The organism is Shewanella sp. SG44-6 (genome assembly GCF_014164185.1).
Lineage (GTDB): Bacteria > Pseudomonadota > Gammaproteobacteria > Enterobacterales > Shewanellaceae > Shewanella > Shewanella vesiculosa.
The window spans coordinates 1-18,049 of record NZ_JACJER010000094.1 but is presented as its reverse complement, the minus strand read 5'-3'; the positions used below and the strand labels follow the sequence as shown (position 1 = coordinate 18,049).

The 18,049-nt window shown below is 41.9% G+C and carries 15 protein-coding genes; 6 read left to right on the top strand and 9 right to left on the bottom strand.

What is annotated here, in order from left to right:
- Nucleotides 1-331 precede the first annotated feature (331 nt).
- Entirely contained in the window at nt 332-577 is a 246-nt protein-coding gene (locus H5185_RS15650; RefSeq protein ID WP_220494480.1) for a DUF2141 domain-containing protein, read from the bottom strand.
- On the opposite strand from H5185_RS15650, the gene H5185_RS15645 reads away from it, so the two are divergent.
- Nucleotides 552-1,928: a carotenoid oxygenase family protein gene (locus tag H5185_RS15645; RefSeq protein WP_182742563.1), complete on the top strand. Its 1,377-nt coding sequence runs from the start codon at nt 552-554 to the stop codon at nt 1,926-1,928. The genes H5185_RS15650 and H5185_RS15645 overlap by 26 nt on opposite strands.
- A gap of 592 nt (nt 1,929-2,520) precedes the next feature.
- On the opposite strand, the gene H5185_RS15640 is transcribed toward H5185_RS15645, so the two are convergent.
- From H5185_RS15640 to H5185_RS15625, 4 genes are all read right to left on the bottom strand, one after another.
- A complete protein-coding gene (locus H5185_RS15640; protein ID WP_124017838.1) occupies nt 2,521-3,945 on the bottom strand; it encodes an AmpG family muropeptide MFS transporter in 1,425 nt (474 codons plus the stop codon).
- A 128-nt stretch (nt 3,946-4,073) separates the two neighbouring features.
- Nucleotides 4,074-4,406: a hypothetical protein gene (locus tag H5185_RS15635; protein WP_124017839.1), complete on the bottom strand. Its 333-nt coding sequence runs from the start codon at nt 4,404-4,406 to the stop codon at nt 4,074-4,076.
- Between the two features lie 362 nt (nt 4,407-4,768).
- Nucleotides 4,769-5,353, bottom strand: coding sequence for a peptidylprolyl isomerase (locus tag H5185_RS15630; RefSeq protein WP_124017840.1), 585 nt, complete (start codon nt 5,351-5,353; stop codon nt 4,769-4,771).
- Between the two features lie 58 nt (nt 5,354-5,411).
- Nucleotides 5,412-5,978, bottom strand: coding sequence for a YajG family lipoprotein (locus tag H5185_RS15625; RefSeq protein WP_124017841.1), 567 nt, complete (start codon nt 5,976-5,978; stop codon nt 5,412-5,414).
- A 224-nt stretch (nt 5,979-6,202) separates the two neighbouring features.
- On the opposite strand from H5185_RS15625, the gene H5185_RS15620 reads away from it, so the two are divergent.
- Both H5185_RS15620 and H5185_RS15615 read left to right on the top strand, forming a co-directional pair.
- The gene (locus tag H5185_RS15620; protein ID WP_259396234.1) at nt 6,203-7,270 is read left to right on the top strand and encodes a DUF2804 domain-containing protein; all 1,068 of its coding nucleotides are present in this window, start codon (nt 6,203-6,205) and stop codon (nt 7,268-7,270) included.
- 216 nt (nt 7,271-7,486) lie between these two features.
- Complete coding sequence (locus H5185_RS15615) at nt 7,487-8,365, top strand: sterol desaturase family protein (protein WP_182698681.1); 879 nt, start codon at nt 7,487-7,489, stop codon at nt 8,363-8,365.
- 28 nt (nt 8,366-8,393) lie between these two features.
- Here the strand turns inward: H5185_RS15615 and H5185_RS15610 are convergent, their stop codons facing one another.
- Together H5185_RS15610 and H5185_RS15605 are read right to left on the bottom strand one after the other, a co-directional pair.
- Entirely contained in the window at nt 8,394-9,182 is a 789-nt protein-coding gene (locus tag H5185_RS15610) for a bifunctional 2-polyprenyl-6-hydroxyphenol methylase/3-demethylubiquinol 3-O-methyltransferase UbiG (protein ID WP_182742562.1), read from the bottom strand.
- Nucleotides 9,183-9,238: 56 nt separating this feature from the next.
- On the bottom strand, nt 9,239-10,402 hold the full coding sequence (locus H5185_RS15605) for a methyltransferase (RefSeq protein WP_182742561.1): 1,164 nt from the start codon (nt 10,400-10,402) through the stop codon (nt 9,239-9,241).
- A 333-nt stretch (nt 10,403-10,735) separates the two neighbouring features.
- Here H5185_RS15605 and H5185_RS15600 point away from each other — a divergent pair, with 333 nt between their 5' ends.
- Nucleotides 10,736-11,146 (top strand): hypothetical protein, encoded by a 411-nt coding sequence (locus H5185_RS15600; RefSeq protein WP_182722466.1) that lies wholly within the window; start codon nt 10,736-10,738, stop codon nt 11,144-11,146.
- A 49-nt stretch (nt 11,147-11,195) separates the two neighbouring features.
- Here H5185_RS15600 and H5185_RS15595 read toward each other — a convergent pair whose 3' ends face one another.
- Nucleotides 11,196-11,675: a type II secretion system protein gene (locus tag H5185_RS15595; protein ID WP_182742560.1), complete on the bottom strand. Its 480-nt coding sequence runs from the start codon at nt 11,673-11,675 to the stop codon at nt 11,196-11,198.
- A gap of 381 nt (nt 11,676-12,056) precedes the next feature.
- On the opposite strand from H5185_RS15595, the gene H5185_RS15590 reads away from it, so the two are divergent.
- Nucleotides 12,057-13,883, top strand: coding sequence for an ABC transporter transmembrane domain-containing protein (locus tag H5185_RS15590; RefSeq protein WP_182742559.1), 1,827 nt, complete (start codon nt 12,057-12,059; stop codon nt 13,881-13,883).
- A 147-nt stretch (nt 13,884-14,030) separates the two neighbouring features.
- Here the strand turns inward: H5185_RS15590 and H5185_RS15585 are convergent, their stop codons facing one another.
- Nucleotides 14,031-15,635, bottom strand: coding sequence for an AMP-binding protein (locus tag H5185_RS15585; protein WP_182742558.1), 1,605 nt, complete (start codon nt 15,633-15,635; stop codon nt 14,031-14,033).
- Nucleotides 15,636-16,111: 476 nt separating this feature from the next.
- Between H5185_RS15585 and H5185_RS15580 the strand changes: the two genes are divergently transcribed.
- A partial coding sequence (locus tag H5185_RS15580; RefSeq protein WP_182742565.1) for a TonB-dependent siderophore receptor occupies nt 16,112-18,049 on the top strand: 1,938 nt, incomplete at its 3' end.

Sequence of the window (18,049 nt, the reverse complement as noted above, 5' to 3'; positions counted from 1 at the left end):
CAAAAGTGGATCCTAGTGGTGATATTTGGAATTATGGTTTGCAACCATCAGGTAATATTGTGCTCTATCATCTGGCATCGAACGGTAACGTCCAACATGCAGGGGTCATTAACACTCAATATCGTGGCGCAAAGTTACGATCTACATTGGCCAAACCACTCAATTCAGGCTGAACAGCTATGGCATCATTAAATAACTGTTTAACATTGACCATAGCCGGAGCTACGGGTGCGGTAAGTAAGGTTGCAGATGCAGGCAATGCACTTGATGCACCGACTATAGCCATGCTTTTTAAAAACTGTCTACGTTGCATAATTAGCACTTCCCTATGTTAGTAGATAATGTGGGTTTGATTAATCACGGGATCTTGCTGTTCGGTTACGGTAAATGCCGCATCTTGATAACCAACTGGACCATAATTAGGTTTGGCGTTGTTTGAAAATCCATAACCTTCTGATGGCATTCCAAATAGGTTGGTGTCTAATGTGCCGTTATTATTTTCGTCTTGAAAGAAGCGAATAGCGTATTGACCGACAGGAATATTAGTAAAAATGACCTTATTGATTGGTTTTGCCAATGTAGAACGTAACTTTGAGCCACAAACACTTTCACTTGAAGGGCGTATTCCAGCAGATTTACATGGGGTATTTTATCGCAATGGCCCAGCAAAACATGAACGTGGAGCCATCCGATATCAACATGCCTTTGAAGGTGATGGCATGTTGCAACGTTTTGAAATAAAAAATCAGAATATCGTCCATCGCGGCCAGTTTATTAACACACCAAAATTTAGCCAAGAGCAACAAGCCCAGCAATTTGTTTATTCTGGCCCTGAGACCAAAATTGCCCATGCGCTACCGGTGGTGACTCCTGACACAGTCAATACCGCCAATACCAATATCATTGCTGTTGGTGATGATCTTTGGGCGCTTTGGGAGGCGGGGTCTCCGACAAAAATAGATCGTGATTCAATGCAATTTCAACAGCAAGTTCATTTAGGCGCAGAGTCAAAATACGCCAATACTTTACAAGGGCTGCCTTTTTCTGCTCATCCAAAAGTGGATCCTAGTGGTGATATTTGGAATTTTGGTTTGCATCCATCAGGTAATATTGTGCTCTATCATCTGGCATCGAACGGTAACGTCAAAAATGCAGGGGTAATTAACACTCAATATCGTGGCGCAATGCTGCATGATTTCCTCATCACAGACAAGCACCTGCTGATCATTCTGCCATCACTGTTTACTGATAAATCTATTGAAGGGCATTTTGAACAAATTAAATACAATACTGATATTCCAATGAGGGTGTTAGTGATTAGTAAGCAGTCATTGACTGTTATCAAGCACTACGAACTTCCAGCGGGTTTTGTATTTCATTATGGAAATGCCTGGGAAGAAATAAATGGCACTATTCATTTTGATGCGAGCTTGTATCCCGACGTGAATGTATTGCATAAGCTGTCTAATGTTATGCAAGGCAAGATTGAACAGGCCAGTACAAAAGCAAAAACAGCGCTGATTACTCTGCACACAGAGGGTCATTACAGTATGCAAATAATGCCAGGTACGAGCGAGTTCCCACGCGTGTGTGATCATGTGGTCGGTTTAAAAAACCACTATTTATACCATCTGTCAGCTAAAACCAATAGCCTATGGAGTGATACATTATCATCTCTCAACACCGACACTGGCGCAGAACAGCATTACCATTTTGGGGAAGATTACTTGGTTGAAGAGCACATTAGTGTTTGCCAAAAAGCTATCGAAAATACCGGCTACTTAATCGGTACCGCGCTACATGTACCGACAAAGCGTACTTGTTTGAATATCTTTGCAGTGAATGATTTATCTTCAGGTCCCATTGCAAGAGCATGGCTACCATACCATCTGCCCCTGGGATTTCATGGTAATTTTATGCCGAGTTGAATACCTTCAACATCACTAAACGCTTCGATAACGCTATGCCGTCGTGGTCCATCCACAACCTAGTGGCTTATTCATTTTGAATATCACAGCGGTGAGCTAAAGGAGCTGCGGCGTTAACGACAACACATTTCGTCCAAAAGTAAGTCCGTTGCTTAGATTTGATTAGATTTTCTATTGAGCTCTTAGCGGCAGACAAGCATGACGTTAAATTGAAGAGAGAAATTTCCCGTGTAGATGAATCGGCGAGTAACCCAAACCGCGACATTTTGGCGCCGCCCACATGGATGCTTACCGTAAAAAATTTACCGCTGGCGTCTCGCTTAATCATCTGCACTAGGCCTGCACCAGGCGGTTAGTTTCAATGACGTCATGGTGTACTTAAGCAATGTTAATTAGGCGAGATTAATCAGACTTGTCATTCTCTTTAGCCAGCGCAGAACCTTGTCACCAAAATCCAACTGAAGTTTGCTAACACCTAACACCTAACACCTAACAGTCCAAAAAAGATAAAGGCAGATTCTGACTCAGAAGCGCTACCAGAATGACCTCAACTAAGTATTACCGAGTTGAGGTAAAATTGAACATAGCGTTGCTAAAGAGGTGGTTTAGCCACATCTGTTGATACATCAATCGAACCATCTAATGATTGAGCCTGTGCCATCACTTGTAGCTGCGATCGATTAACCAACACCACTAATAACAGCACAGGAAAACCAATCAAACTCGCAGCAATGAAAAAGTTGATATAACCAAAAGCATTGACATATAAGCCTGAAAATCCGGCGATAAATTTTGGAAACAACAACATGATTGAGGATAACAAGGCATATTGTGTTGCGCTATAACCCGTACTGGTTAAACTCGATAAGTAGGCAATAAATGCCGCAGTCGCGATACCAGCACTAAAATTATCCACCGAGATAGCCAAGGTTAAAAATGGCACGTTATAGCCAATATAGGCCTGCCAGGCAAACAACAAGTTAGTTACCGCAACTAATAATGCGCCCAAGAATAGAATTTTCATGGTGCCGTAACGCATCAGCAATACTCCGCCAAAAGCGGCGCCGACTAAGGTCATGATTAAACCATAGACTTTACTGATAAAAGCGATTTCCTCTTTGCTGAAACCGATATCGACATAAAACACATTTGCCATGATGCCCATGACAATATCGGAGATGCGATAGCATGAAATGAGCAACAAAATCAGAATGGCACTTTTGCCGTGACGTTTAAAAAAGTCAATAAAAGGCAATACGCTAGCACTGTATAACCAGGCTAACGTTCCGGCGATTTTGGCTGGATACTTGGCTGCAAAATCGGCTCTTAGTTGCCGTTCTTTATCGTCAGCGTATTTAGTATCAACCTGAGGTTCTTTGCTGCATAGGGTGGTAATAATGCCAATGCCCATTAACATTGCCATGGCAAAGTACGCTGTTTGCCAAGCTTGTAGATTGTAAGCATCATCACCTGGTGATACCCAAGCTGCTATGGTTAAGGCACCTGCGGTGGCAATGATCATCGCCCCTCGATAACCGACCTGATAGGCTGCTGCGAGTGCTGCTTGCATTTTTTCTGGAGCAGATTCAATTCGAAAAGCATCAATGACAATATCTTGAGTCGCTGATGCGAAGGCGAGTAGTAGCGCGCACAAAGCCAAACGTTCAAGATTAACCACAGGATCGCTGATCGACATACCAAGTATGGCGCCAACTAAGCACAATTGTGCAAACAGCATCCAACCTCGTCTTCTGCCCAAAAAACGCGTAAATAAGGGCAGAGACATACGGTCGACTAATGGTGACCATGCCCATTTAAAAGCATAGGTGAGTGCTATCCAGCTAAAGTAACCAATGGCGGCTCGGTCAACGCCGGCCTCACGTAACCAAAAGCTCAGCGTCGAAAAGACCAGCATTAATGGTAAGCCGGCAGAAAATCCCAGCAAGAGTAAGATTAATACTCGTTTGTGGTAATAAACCGATAATGCTTCACGGGTACGAGCCAAAAAAACCGACATAAGACAACTGGATAATGGAGAATGGCTCTAGCTTATGTTGCAAGAGGTTTAGGTTCAAGCCATTCTAAAAGATTATTCAGCCAGTTTGAGGTTAAACTAGAATGCAGACCATAATTCAGATAATTGACTTAAGGTCTGATACCTATACAGCTTTGTGGCACATTGCCACCAATATTGATGTAGTCGCAACAGTCATGTACTTGTTGGCGTAAATATTGATTGCCTTTAATGGCCCAACCAGACCAATGATCAAAACAATACAATAAGTGCCAAAACACTTTTTCTGTATCACTGGGTTGCTCAGTTAATTGCTTGGGATTGTTTGATATAAATTGCCACTCTTCTAATACATCCCACATGTACAGTTGTATTTCTTTGTAATCTAATTGATTGTCTAAAAAAGCTTTGCCGTAATAGGCAAGTTGTGGGGCTTTGGTTTCAATGAAATCATTAGCCGTCATAATATTTACGTCCTTGAATATTAGAAGTACGGTGCCAAGAGTTGCGCAGCTAATTGTCTGAAAGAGTAAACTAGATTATAGACGTTAATCTGGCGATTAACGTGATAAGCATTAAAAAAAGAGTCATATTTGTCATTCTATAGTGCTATTTCATTGATTTATAAGCTAGTAAAAATGTAGGGGGCTAGGTAGTCGGATGATTATGTTAAACATCCCTTGGTGTTGGTTAACGTCAATCATGCACTGGTATTTGTGCTGGTCCAGATATTTTTGAAACTAAGAATTTTTGAGACTAAGCATTAAGACAATATCGATGGTAATGCGCTTATTACTATCGATAGGTATAGATCAGTCGTGGGAAATTAGCGAGGCAGTAAAGTGGCTTTTTTTAGTATTACGGTTTTTACCGGAAAATCGGGCCAGTTTAGGGTGCTATTATGTTCAGTCGGCATCAATGAAATGGCTTCTAGCACATCCATCCCTTTGGTGACTTCACCAAAAACGGTGTAGCCCCAGCGGCGTTTAGACGGATCTAATTTCTTATTGTCACCCATGTTGAAGTAAAACTGTCGTGTGGCTGAATGGGGGTCATTATCTCGAGCCATGGCTATTGTGCCAAGAGCGTTCGATAAACCATTGCCCGACTCATTTACCACCGGCTTTAGCGAAGGACGTTCTTCTAGTTTAGGGGTTAAGCCACCACCTTGAACCACAAATTCGGCGATTACCCGATGAAAAATTGTATTGTCGTATTCACCCTTAACCACATAAGTTAAAAAGTTATCGACTGTAAGTGGCGCACGGGTTCGATCTAACTCAACCACAATTTTCCCCATAGACGTGTCTAACTCTACTTGTGGATATAGGGTGTCTTTTTGAATATCGACTTCAGCATTGGCGCTTATGCTGGCCAATAACAATAAACAAGTGGCAAGCCATTTAAACATAATATGCAATCCTTTTATTGGCATCTTTCGTGACTCATCGCTGCTAAGCCGTGGTCAATTAACGTTGAATAAATTGGTGTAACTCTTCATCGTTAAGAATTTCAGTCGTGAGTTTATCCACTAGCTTGGTGATATCTAATTCAAGCGTGGCAAAATCAGGGCTCAATGGACCCTTTAAGTAGCCGTTAGCATTATATGTTTTAGTAAATTCTTGTTGTGAATTTTTAGCTAGTACATTAATCACTAAACGTGTTTTAGATTCAAAACTGAAGGTGGTATCCGTGACATCTGCTAATAAATAATTCAACTGAAATTGCACTGAATTTCGTGCGGCGGGGTCTATGACATAACCAGCTTTGATCATCCCATTACGAAATAATTTGTCCAGTTGTTGGCGGATAGGTTCACTCGCACTCACTAATCTCGGCGTTTTGCCTTTTTCGTTGAAACGCACCACAAAACTGGCTTCGCGGGTGTCTATGGTGTCAACCATTACCGGATAATCAGCTTCAGTTTGTAACTTGACGGGCCCCAATGTGGGATTGAGACCAACATGAGTTGGCTCATAACTCGCACAAGCTGATAGCAATAATGTAGACAGTAAAATAGGGATCAATAACTTCATGAGGCAACAATAACAAGCAAAAGGTAGATAAATGATACCAGAATTTGTCTGGGTTTCCAGCATCGCTAAGGTTATGTTGTTATAAAGATAAATTCGCTAATGAACGCCTCGAGGTATATAGCTAAGTCAATAATCAATAACTTGTTTCAGAGGTTCAATTTAGATGCCGACAACAATCTTACGGGGTTGTTGACATTAATCACTGATCAATTCAGGTTAGTATTATGCAACTTAAGTTTGATAAACAACATTATGTAGGTAATGCAATGCAACATAAACAGCCACAATTGGCGCCAGATAAATTGATTAATGCCAATGGTCAGCCTGTATTTGGCATGTTTGATGGGCTTGTTGATTCACTCAACGTTGATCAGTTTGCTTACTCTACGGTAATGGACAAACCTGCATCAGCAGTGGCTAAGCATTTTGACTTTAAGCAGTTCCAATTTGTGAGTATTATCACCCCTCATTATATCATTGCACTTGCGATTGCGGATATTCGTTATGTTGCTAATGGCTTTTGTTACCTCTATGACATCAAAGCTAATAAGCTAACGCAAACACAATGGCTAACCCCATTAGGGCTTGGCTGTAAATTAAGTGACTCACCTAAGCATGGGCGCGCTGAGATTGGCCGGAAAAGCAAAGGAATTGTTATTGATATTGTCGACGGCCAATGGCATGTCGAGATTAATCTTGCAGACATACAAGCCAATCTGCGTATTCAGCCTGCACCATTGAGCTTACCCATCTGCTTGTGTACCCCAACGGGTTATAACGGTTGGACCTATACTCAAAAGCACAATGGCTTAGCCGTCACTGGACAATTAACCATTCATCATGAACCACAGCCTTTGCAATATGCATTGGCGGGTTATGACTTTTCAGCTGGATTTATGCGCCGCGAAACCAGTTGGCGTTGGGCTTCAATCAATGCTCAAACCGACGATGGTGTTATTGGGCTTAATTTGGCCGCCGGGGTTAACGAAACTGGTCAGACTGAAAATGTAATGTGGATTAATGGTCAACGTCATTTATTGGGTGGTGCACAGTTTGATTTTAATCGTCACTCACAACAAGATGGATGGCATATCACGACTAATGATGGCAATGTCGACTTGCATTTTAGACCATTAAATCAGCGCAGCGAAAAGCTCAATTTAATTTGGTTAAAAAACAACTTTAGACAATATATTGGCTATTTTAGTGGCGTGATTTGCGATAACAATGGTAACCAATATAAGTTAACTAATCAGCTTGGCTTAACAGAAGACCATTTTGCCAAATGGTGATAAATACTAATGGTATCTACGAGGTGAGTGCTTTTTTAGCCTATGGCTTACGGATGACTAAAAACTGGTTACTCACACCGGATAACTAAAAAGCGCTTATTGGAAGCGGTTTACTAAAATGGCTTTGGCGCAACAAAGCGTTGATTAGGCATTAGGCGCAGCGAAGCGCTAGTACAAACCTTGTTAAAATAATAATAAATAGAAATGGATAACAATATGGACATGGATTTACTGATTGCTCACCCTGAGTGGTTATTATTGGTGTTAGCACCGATCTTTTTCGGCTGTATTTTATTGGAGTGGTGGTTTGGCGTTCGCGCCCAGCGATTACCGAGTAATGCTCAATATCGCCCTGCCGAAGTGCTGTGTAATTTTGTATTAGCTGGCATGCATCAAGTGGCGGATATCATTGCAGGCTTATTTATTGCGAAAATCTATTTACACTTTTTCGGCTGGCGTTTATTTGATATGGAAATGAGTTTATTCACTTTTGGTTTATTGCTCATAGCTCAAGACTTTTGTTATTACTGGTTTCATCGCGCTAGTCATCGTATTCGTTGGATGTGGGCGGCGCATGTGGTGCATCACAGTTCAGAGAACATGAATTTCAGCACCGCTTTTAGACAAAGCTTAATGTACCCATTGGCAGGAATGTGGCTGTTTTGGTTACCGCTGGTGGTAATTGGTTTTGATCCTAACTGGGTGGTATTTGCGGTGTTGCTCAATCTAGGGCTGCAGTTCTTTGTTCACACCCAAGCGATTAAGTCGTTAGGGCCATTGGAATGGATTTTTAATACACCGTCCCATCACCGAGTTCATCATGGGCGTAACCCACAATACATAGACAAAAATTATGCGGGGGTACTGATTATATGGGACAAACTCTTTGGTACATTCGAGCCTGAAAATGAAACTGTGGTTTACGGTATTACTAAACCGGTAAACAGCTTTAATCCGTTAGTGGTGACCTTTAGTGAATGGCGCGAGATGTGGGGTGATGTTACCCAAGCCCAATTATCTCTAAAACAACGTTGGCGGATACTGTTTGCACCGCCTGCAACACATCAACAGTCATCAACTAAAACGGATGCTTAAGCTTAGTTAAATAGGCTTTAGGCTCATTTTATCCCACTTTGCTAGCTTTAATAGAGTAGATAAGTGGGATGAGATGGCCTTGATGCTTTAGCTGATATCCTTTGCCTGCCACAAACTCCAAACCCTCGACACAGTTATAAGGACTGTAAGGGTGCTCGTTAAACGCTTCAATGCTGAGGCCCGCCGCAATGAGTGCGCTAATCACTTCACTTATCGGATGTGGCCAAGTGACTACGGTTTCGATTTGGTCATTATGGTTTTCGGTGTAGGTGACTTCAGCTTCAATATCCGCTTGTAACTGCGCAAAATAGCCATAACCAGACAACACATCATTAAACGGGTGGAACTCAACTAAATGAAACTCACCGCCAGGACGTAATGCGCCCGCAATGGTTTGGGCCCAGCGAGTTAAATCGGGTAACCAAGCTAACACCCCATAAGAGCTGAATACGATGTCATATTGCTCGGTATTGTGGTCACCAAACTGATATATATCATTATTGATAAATGTTGCTGGTAAGTGTAGTTGAGCGGCCAGCTTTTTGGCTGTTTTAATCGACTCGCTAGATAAGTCTACGCCAGTGACATTAGCGCCAAGTCTTGCCCACGATAAACTGTCTTGCCCAAAGTGACATTGTAGATGCAACAGGCTTTTATTGTGTACATCGCCGACTTGTTCAAGTTCAATGGGGTTTAATGATGACTTGCCTAGGATAAATGCGTCTAAGGCGTAAAATGTTGAGTCAAGATGGATTTGAGTTCGCTGGTTCCATGCGTGTTTATTGATCGCTAAATAGTCTTTTGCTTGATTGTCCATTAAATAAACTCGTCCATTATGATTATTGTCAAATTTTTATATAGCGACCAATCAACTTATTTTATCGCTTGTAAAATGACAAATTTACCATTGGATGCCACAGTAGTGCAGTTTTTAAAAATGCGCTTTATTTTAACGTGGTAGGCTAAATGTCGATTACCGACAATATGTAATAAACCGCCTTTCTTTAAGCGTTTATGTGCGTCGACAAACATTTGCCAAGCGATGTGGTCGGTAATAGCTTCCCCTTGATGAAACGGAGGGTTACATAGCACTAAGTCTGGTTCAACATCTGCGGGCAAGTTACTCAGGCAATCGTCCCAATGGAAAAAAGCTTGTGGCGTTTGTTCTGTTTGTGGTTCTTGGGACTGAGCGTCTAGGGCGTTAGCATGCCAATTATGCTTTGCCGAGGCGATAGCCATATCAGAATCATCGACAAAGTGGATCTGCGCATGTGGATAACATTGCTTTGCATGTAAGCCTAAAATACCGTTACCACAGCCTAAGTCTATGATGTGGTTGAATTCACCTTTGGGCATGTTATCGAGCATAATCCTTGCGCCAATATCGAGCTTATTGGCAGCAAATACATTGGCAAGATTGCTCATCGTCAGTTTCAGTTCATCGACGTTCCAACTCACCGCTTGCGCTAATGAGCGTGGTTTACCATCGCTAATACAGCTGATTACCCGTGTTTTTTTCCACGCTAAACTGGCTGATGCAGGACCTAGATTCTTTTCAATACTGGCGAGCAATGCGGGGTTGATTGACTTGGCTTTAGCACCGATCAGTATTTGGGTTCCCGCTGGAAGCACGGTTGATAAACGCGCCAGTTGCTGGCCAAAGTAATGAAGATTCTTCGGTAATTTCATCAACACTAATTGAATATTGTCTGGCAGAGTATCGCGACTGTTAAACCATTGAATATTAGTCGGCGCCAGTTTGTTGCCTAATAAATTTTGCTGACATCCTAGTAAACTGGTTTTTGCGTCGGTTTCAACGATTAACTCACTGCTTGGAGCTTGTGCTGCTAATGCACATGTCAGCGCACCAAAATTATCATTAAGAATTGCGGTTGTGCCTGGGGTTATTTCTGCATCAATGAGGTATTTGATTAGGTATTCATCAGCCGCGTCCCATGCTTGTAAGTTGGATGCTTGTTGGCTTGGATAACGAAAAAGCTCAAGCTCTATACCTGAACAAGCAAATTGGGTTGTCATGACTGTGTTACCTAATAAAAAAGAATATCAATAAAATAGCCTAATATTATCTCAGATAACACTTAGTAGCGCGAGGCTTAGGCTTAAACAAGTTGATAAGAAAGATATAAGTTCAGTTTTACTATTTTATCCGTCAGCTATTTTCGCTAAGGCAATATTGATATTTAAATGCCAAGGGAGATTTTTTATAAAACAAGATGCTAAGAGTACCTCGCTAGGGCAATCAAGCATTATTGGGTAACAATGTTCATGTTATACCGATGATTGCTATTAATTGTACGGTTAAGTAACATCAATCTATTGACTTAAAATAATGGTTTTCAAGGGATAATGATGAAAGGTGCTGGTGGAACGTCTGGCGGAATAGGTCAGTTCTTTATTGGATTAGTGATGATGTGTGGTGGCTTTTATATGTTATTAAATGCCATTAAAGTGACCAGTTCATTTGGCTTTAGTAGCCATTTATATCAGCTGGGTGGTTTTGGGCTTACCAGTGGTATGGTGATGATCCCGTTTATGTTTGGCGTGGGCATTATGTTTTATAATGGCAGAAACATACTTGGCTGGTTACTGACATTTGGCTCATTAGTGGCATTAATTTTTGGCGTAATAAGCTCGATTAATTTTCGATTCTCTTACATGAGTGCATTTGATTTAATTGTTATTTTGGTACTTAGTGTGGGTGGTTTAGGCTTATTTTTACGCTCTTTGAAAACGATTGAAAAACGCTACCCTGAGTCTTAATCATGTTTGTGGATTGCAATAAATGCGTGTGTTAAATGATATTTGACGATTAACAGCCGCTAGTTTGAACATTTATAATGGGACGAACACCGGTTGAAGTAGCCTGATGGTAACGTAAATAACATGCTGCGGTGCCAGCATCTTCAACAATAACACCATGCCAATATATCCAGGCTCCAGCAAATACGCTGGGGCGTTTGTTCCAATCACCTTGTGGTGGGTTTATTAATAGATCAATCCCCTCAGCACTTCCATCTGGGTAACCATACGCCAGCTTAATATCAACACCATCAACATTAAGTGTCGTTGACGCAAGTCTTTCTACGCCGGCAATAGCGGCTTTGGAATAGGTTAAGGTCGCCGCTGACTGCATTGCTGTTTCCATGCCATCCATAGTCGACACGATTGCATCAGTACGTAAATCAATAAATTTACTTGTAGCCACAACAGCTAATATGGCCAAAATTATGATCACGACAACCAATTCTATTAATGTAAAACCGCTTGACGCGCTTAAGCTATTCTTCATTATATTTTTCCTCATATTATTGTTAGTCAAAAGCAGGACGGGGAGCTTGCAATAACAATATTGGCGCAGTATGTGGCAATATTTTATATGCATAAGGCTTTTAATACTGCAGCAAGAAGCCACAAACGCAGCCCAAGTGGGCTGCTACACGGCTTGCATTTTCATCAAATTAGTTTGTTTTAGGGTAATGGCTTATGTCGTATCCCTAAATAAACCATTAAGTTGTTCGTGCCGAACGAATGTTAACTAACAAATTTTAACCAACAAGGTTCAGTACCCGCTTAGCATTATTTTTGCTGAACAATAATCAGGTGTTTTGGGTGCTTGTAGTTAAAGCATCTACAATGTTTTGTTGGTACTATCAGAATATCTTAGTTATTTATGCTGGTTAATACTGTGACGAATTCAACGACTACTGCAACCGCGGCAATTTCTCCTACTAAATCTTCTCCACCGCATCCTGTTCTGCCTTGGATTTTACAGTTTCTATCGCCTTATCGTTTGAAGGTAGTGGCAGCAATAATCTTTTTGTTTATTGGATCGCTAGCATGGCTGTCGCTTGGACAAGGTGTGCGACTGATGGTGGATGAGGGCTTTGTTGCCGATAACGCAGGGCGTTTAAATGAGATTATGTTGTTTATTATTGTGATAACAGCGGTCAGCGGCACAGCGGTTTTTTGCCGATTCTATCTTATGACATGGCTCGGCGAGCGGGTTAGTGCTGATATTCGATTACAGGTTTACAGTCATTTAATCGCGTTATCGCCAGCTTTTTTTGCCACCCAGCGAACTGGTGAGGTGATTTCACGATTTACCGCAGACAGTACTTTATTACAAAGCGTTGTTGGGTCGAGTTTATCAATGGCATTACGTTCAAGTGTCACTGTGATTGGTGGCATTGTTATGATGGCGTTTACCAGTGTTAAATTGACTGCATTAGTCTTATTAGCGGTTCCCTTGGTACTAGGTCCTGTGAGCTTTTTTGGACGAAAAGTAAGGGCTTTGTCGCGTAAAAGCCAAGATAGAGTAGGCGATCTAGGTGCTTATATCGATGAAACGTTACATGAGATTCATACCGTTCAAGCGTATACCCATGAAGCTAAAGACCGTCAACTTTTTTCCGACCGTGTTGAGGCGGTAATGGATGTGGCGAAAGGCCGTATCAAGTATCGTGCACTACTTATATCAACCGTGATGTTCTTAAGTATTGCCGCCATTGCCTTTGTGACTTGGATTGGCGCCAAAGACGTTATGTCTGGCAGCATCACTGGCGGGGAGTTGTCTGCGTTTATGTTTTACGCTGTGATGGTCGCAGGTGCCGTAGCGACTATTAGTGAAGTCTTCAGTGAAATTCAGCGGGCTTCTGGGGCGGCTGAACGGTTAGTAGAATTAGTTAACACCCCAATAGACATACCTCAGCAAGCTGTACCAGCGCAATTGGTGCTGCCTGTTAATGGTTTGCTCAGTTTTGATAATGTGAGCTTTGCTTATCCATCGGATCTTGGGCAAGACGTGATCCGCCAGCTGTCGTTGACGATTGCTCCTGGTGAGCGGGTGGCATTAGTGGGTCCAAGTGGTGCAGGGAAAAGCACCTTATTCGAATTAATGATGCGCTTTTATCAGCCCAAACAAGGGCGAATTTTATTAGATGGTATTGATATTTCGACGCTATCATTGGCTGATTTACGCCAACAATATGCACTGGTACCGCAAGAGTCGGTGATTTTTGCTATGAACGTACTCGATAACGTGCGATATGGTCGTTTAGATGCCAGTGATGAAGAAGTTAAGCAGGCTTGTATTGCGGCTAAAGCCGACGAGTTTATTAGCGAGTTTACCCAAGGCTATGCAACTTATTTAGGTGAACGTGGCGTGCGCTTATCTGGTGGTCAAAAGCAGCGGATAGCGATTGCTAGAGCGATTTTAGCCGATAGGCCATTACTGTTACTTGATGAGGCCACTAGTGCGTTAGATGCTGTGAGCGAGATAAAAGTTAAGCAGGCGCTTGATTCTCTAATGGCTCAACGTACCACAGTGATTATTGCCCATCGTTTAGCGACAGTGATTAATGCCGATCGGATTTTTGTCATCGATAAGGGGCAATTAGTTGCCAGTGGAACCCATAGCGAATTGATGACCAGTAACGAATTATATCGTGAGTTTGCTAGCTTACAGTTATTAATGGATAACGATGAGCCCGCAATTTAATCAGCTCAGAATTGATTGGCTAATTCGGTATGTTAATCGTTCATCAATAAACTATATGCCTTAGCATCTTGTTTATTGATGAACGGGACGCGGTATTATCGACAAGCATTCACCTTAGGGAGAATGTTCCAAACCATCGATTGCTAATCAAGCAGACTTGCGTAATTCACGACGTAAAACTTTACCTACTGTGCTTTTTGGCAGTTGTTCGGTAAATTCAATAATACGTGGGACTTTATAAGCCGTGAGTTGGCTTCGACAATAATCATTAATTGTCTGTTTTACTGCCTCAATATCCGTTGGCGGCTGTTTTAATACAATCACTGCTTTTACCGCTTCGCCAGAACGTTCATCTTCCACCCCGACGACCGCACACTCTAGCACTAGCTCATGGCTTGCAAGTACGTCTTCAACTTCATTAGGATAGACGTTAAAGCCCGAGACAATAATCATGTCTTTTTTACGATCAACAATGGTGTGATAACCATCAACACTGGCAATACCAATATCGCCGGTTTTGAAAAAGCCGTCTTTAGTCATGACGTTAGCCGTTTCTTCGGCTTTATGCCAATACCCTTGCATCACCTGAGGTCCGCGAACAGCAAGTTCTCCAGCTTGACCGATAGCCACTTCATTGTCATCCATATCAAGCACTCGCACTTCAGTGCCCAAAACGGGTTTGCCAATAGTGCCAAGACGCTGATGACCAGGTGCATTAAGGCTGACGACAGGTGATGTTTCAGACAAACCATAGCCTTCTGAAATCATACAACCAGTGGTTTGTTGCCACAAATTAGCCGCGGCGCTGGTTAAGGCGGTACCACCTGAAATGGTTATTTTCATTCTACTGAAATCTAAGGCTTTAAATTCGGGTTGATGACATAAACCGACAAATAATGTGTTTAAGCCTGCAAACCCAGTAAAGGGATAAGCTTTCATAGTATTGATCAACCCTGCAATGTCGCGAGGATTAGGGATTAATACTGAGCAACCACCTGATTCAAAATACAGGACTAAATTAACCATAAAAGCATAGATATGATAAATCGGTAATGGCGCGACAAATACATCATGCCCTTCGTTCATGGTGCTGGCAATTCGCGATTTCACTTGGCCTGAGTTGGCTAAAAGGTTGCCATGATTGAGCATAGCACCTTTGGACAAACCGGTTGTGCCACCAGTGTATTGCAGCGCAATTAAGTCATCATGGTTGGGCTTTATTGGGTTATATGGATGTTTGGCACCTTCAGCAAGCACGGCCATAAATTCTACTTTACTAAATGGTGTTTCTGGCTGGCCTTGTGGCTGAATAAGGTCCATTGCATGCGTTGAAATAACTAACTCGATAGCGGTGTTATCGATAACCTTAGTTAATGTTGGTAATAGATCAGATAATACAATTAAGGCTTTAGCCCCTGAGTCATTAAATTGATGAATTAGTTCACGTTCTGTGTACATAGGATTTGTATTCACGAGCACCATCCCCGCGCGAATAACCCCATAAGCCGCAATGACAAACTGAGTAATATTAGGCAGTTGGATTGCGACTCTGTCACCCGCTTGCAATGAGGTGCAATGCTGTAAGTAGCTGGCAAAAGATCGTGAATCACGTTCTATTTCACTAAAGGTGGTGCTTTTACCAAGACAAGCATACGCAGTATTGCCAGCGAACTTTTCACACGCTGTTTCGATTAAATCAACAATGGATGAGTATTGATCTAGGTCGAGTGTTGAATCAGCATCATAAGGCATGCTATCTCCTTTTATGTTTGAGTTATTATTATAGAAATCAAACGTCCGTTTAGATTATGTTGACTAACCTACACGGGTCAATATCAATTGGCAAAGCCTCACTGATATTGATTTGAAATTAGCTTGTTTATTTCGGTTAATCCTCTAAAAACTTCTAGGATAAAAATGCAGCTTAAAGTGTAAAATTATAATTACACTTAAGGTTTGTAGTGATTATGTTTAAAATATTTACTTATTGAAAATAATTCGTTTTGTGATGTATGTCACTAAAAATCAAAAGCTTAGACCGTTATTGTGTTGTTCAATCTTTAGCAAGTGCTTATTTATCCCAAAAAGTGTTAGCAATTGTAATTCAATTGTTATAGAAATGTAGTCGGGATAGGGATTATTTCGATAGTGTGACGTGTTTTTTAGCAATTTTTGTAAAAGACATAGTCGACAAACAACAATAATAAGCAGTTGAGAACATAATAATGATGATGCAATCAAAAAAATCTAAATTTGGTATTAGCTCTTTAAGCTTAGCCATTTCATTTGCACTTGCCGGAACGGTAATTAGCTCTCAAGCTTTTGCTGAAGATGAAGAAGCTGTAAACAAAGAAAATGTTGAAAAAATCGCAGTAGTCGGTTCGCGTGCTGCACCGCGTTCAATTGGTGATTCACCGGTTCCAATTGACATCATCAGCAGTGATGATTTAAAGAAAAATGGATCAACTGACATGATCGACATGTTAGTGACATCTGTGCCTTCTTTTAACTCTCGTGCGCAACCTATCAGTGACGCAGCAACGCTAGTTCGTCCGGTTAACTTACGTGGTTTACCGTCTGACAGTACGCTTATTTTGGTTAACGGCAAACGCCGTCACCGTGCGTCAGTTATTGCTTTCCAAGGTGGTGGCATTAACGATGGTGCTCAAGGTCCAGATATTTCAGTTATTCCAGGTGTAGCATTAAAGCAAGTTGAAGTATTACGCGATGGTGCTGCAGCTCAGTATGGTTCTGATGCGATTGCGGGCGTCATGAACTTTGTATTAAAAGACGCCTCTGAAGGTGGCTCTATCACCGTCAGTCAAGGTGAATACTACGAAGGTGACGGCGCAGCAACTACTATCGATGGTAACATCGGTTTACCGTTAACTGATGATGGCTTTGTTAACATCAGTGCACAATATAAAACCGCTGATGCGACTAGTCGCAGTGTACAGCGTCCAGATGCCGCTGCGATTGCCGCCGCTGGCAACACTTCAATTCAAGACCCTGCACAAACATGGGGTAATCCAGAGATTAATGATGACTATACTGTTTTCATAAACTCAGGTTTTGATATTAATGATGACACTCATTTGTATGCTTTTGGTAACGTCTCTTCACGTGAAGCAACAGGTGGTTTCTACTATCGTAACCCACATAACCGCGGTAACGTGTATTCCAACGATGGTGGTGAAACATTACTCGTAGGTGCTGTTAATGGCGATCAATCAACTTGTGCGGTTGTGCCAGCTAATGTTCCTAACGTGCTTGATACCCCTGAGTATCAAGCTATGGTCGCCGATCCAAATTGTTTTGCGATGAACCAAATTCGCCCTGGTGGGTATACGCCACAATTTACCGGTAAAATTGAAGACATGTCTTTCTTTGCTGGTGTTAAAGGCGAGTTAGGTGAATGGATGTACGATGCCAGTGCAGGTACAGGCAGTAACAAAGCCAGCTTTGGTTTAAAAAACTCTCTTAATCCATCGTTGGGTTTAGATACACCAACAGACTTTGACACCGGCTCTTACGAGCAAGTTGAAACAACGGTAAACCTTGATTTCTCGCGTTTTGTGACTTTAGGTGGCATTGAAGATATTAGTTTTGCTGCGGGTGCTGAATGGCGTAAAGAGTCATTTGAAATTGGTCAAGGTGATGAAGCCTCTTGGATTGCTGGCCCTTACGCAGACCAGGGTTTCAACATCGGCTCACATGGATTTAAAGGTTTTGGTCCAGAATCAGCTGGTAAAAACGACCGTAGCAACATTGGTATTTATACTGACGTTGAAGCGTATTTAACCGAAGACTTCTTACTAGGTGTCGCACTTCGTTACGAAGATTTCTCTACTTTTGGTGACACATTAAACTACAAGTTAACCGCGCAGTATGTTGCAACGGATGAATTATCGTTCCGTGCTTCACACAGCACCGGTTTCCGTGCACCTACAGTCGGTCAAGAAAACGTAGTCAATACACAAACATCGATTGTTAATGGTGATTTGATTCAGACCTTTATTGCGCCACCAACAAATCCATTAGCGGCTTTCTATGGCGGTGAAGTGCTTAAGCCTGAAGAGTCTGTTAGCTATGCAGCTGGTTTGGTGTATCAATATGAAAACTTGTTCTTAACAGTTGATTACTACAACATTGAAGTCACCGGTCGT

Excerpts from the sequence above, each read along its gene's own strand:
- H5185_RS15590 (WP_182742559.1), top strand. The coding sequence starts at position 12,057 with ATGCTGGTTAATACTGTGACGAATTCAACGACTACTGCAACCGCGGCA.
- H5185_RS15600 (WP_182722466.1), top strand. The coding sequence starts at position 10,736 with ATGAAAGGTGCTGGTGGAACGTCTGGCGGAATAGGTCAGTTCTTTATT.
- H5185_RS15625 (WP_124017841.1), bottom strand. The coding sequence starts at position 5,978 with ATGAAGTTATTGATCCCTATTTTACTGTCTACATTATTGCTATCAGCT.
- H5185_RS15640 (WP_124017838.1), bottom strand. The coding sequence starts at position 3,945 with ATGTCGGTTTTTTTGGCTCGTACCCGTGAAGCATTATCGGTTTATTAC.
- H5185_RS15635 (WP_124017839.1), bottom strand. The coding sequence starts at position 4,406 with ATGACGGCTAATGATTTCATTGAAACCAAAGCCCCACAACTTGCCTAT.
- H5185_RS15605 (WP_182742561.1), bottom strand. The coding sequence starts at position 10,402 with ATGACAACCCAATTTGCTTGTTCAGGTATAGAGCTTGAGCTTTTTCGT.
- H5185_RS15620 (WP_259396234.1), top strand. The coding sequence starts at position 6,203 with ATGCAACTTAAGTTTGATAAACAACATTATGTAGGTAATGCAATGCAA.
- H5185_RS15610 (WP_182742562.1), bottom strand. The coding sequence starts at position 9,182 with ATGGACAATCAAGCAAAAGACTATTTAGCGATCAATAAACACGCATGG.
- H5185_RS15630 (WP_124017840.1), bottom strand. The coding sequence starts at position 5,353 with ATGTTTAAATGGCTTGCCACTTGTTTATTGTTATTGGCCAGCATAAGC.
- H5185_RS15595 (WP_182742560.1), bottom strand. The coding sequence starts at position 11,675 with ATGAAGAATAGCTTAAGCGCGTCAAGCGGTTTTACATTAATAGAATTG.
- H5185_RS15645 (WP_182742563.1), top strand. The coding sequence starts at position 552 with ATGACCTTATTGATTGGTTTTGCCAATGTAGAACGTAACTTTGAGCCA.
- H5185_RS15585 (WP_182742558.1), bottom strand. The coding sequence starts at position 15,635 with ATGCCTTATGATGCTGATTCAACACTCGACCTAGATCAATACTCATCC.
- H5185_RS15615 (WP_182698681.1), top strand. The coding sequence starts at position 7,487 with ATGGACATGGATTTACTGATTGCTCACCCTGAGTGGTTATTATTGGTG.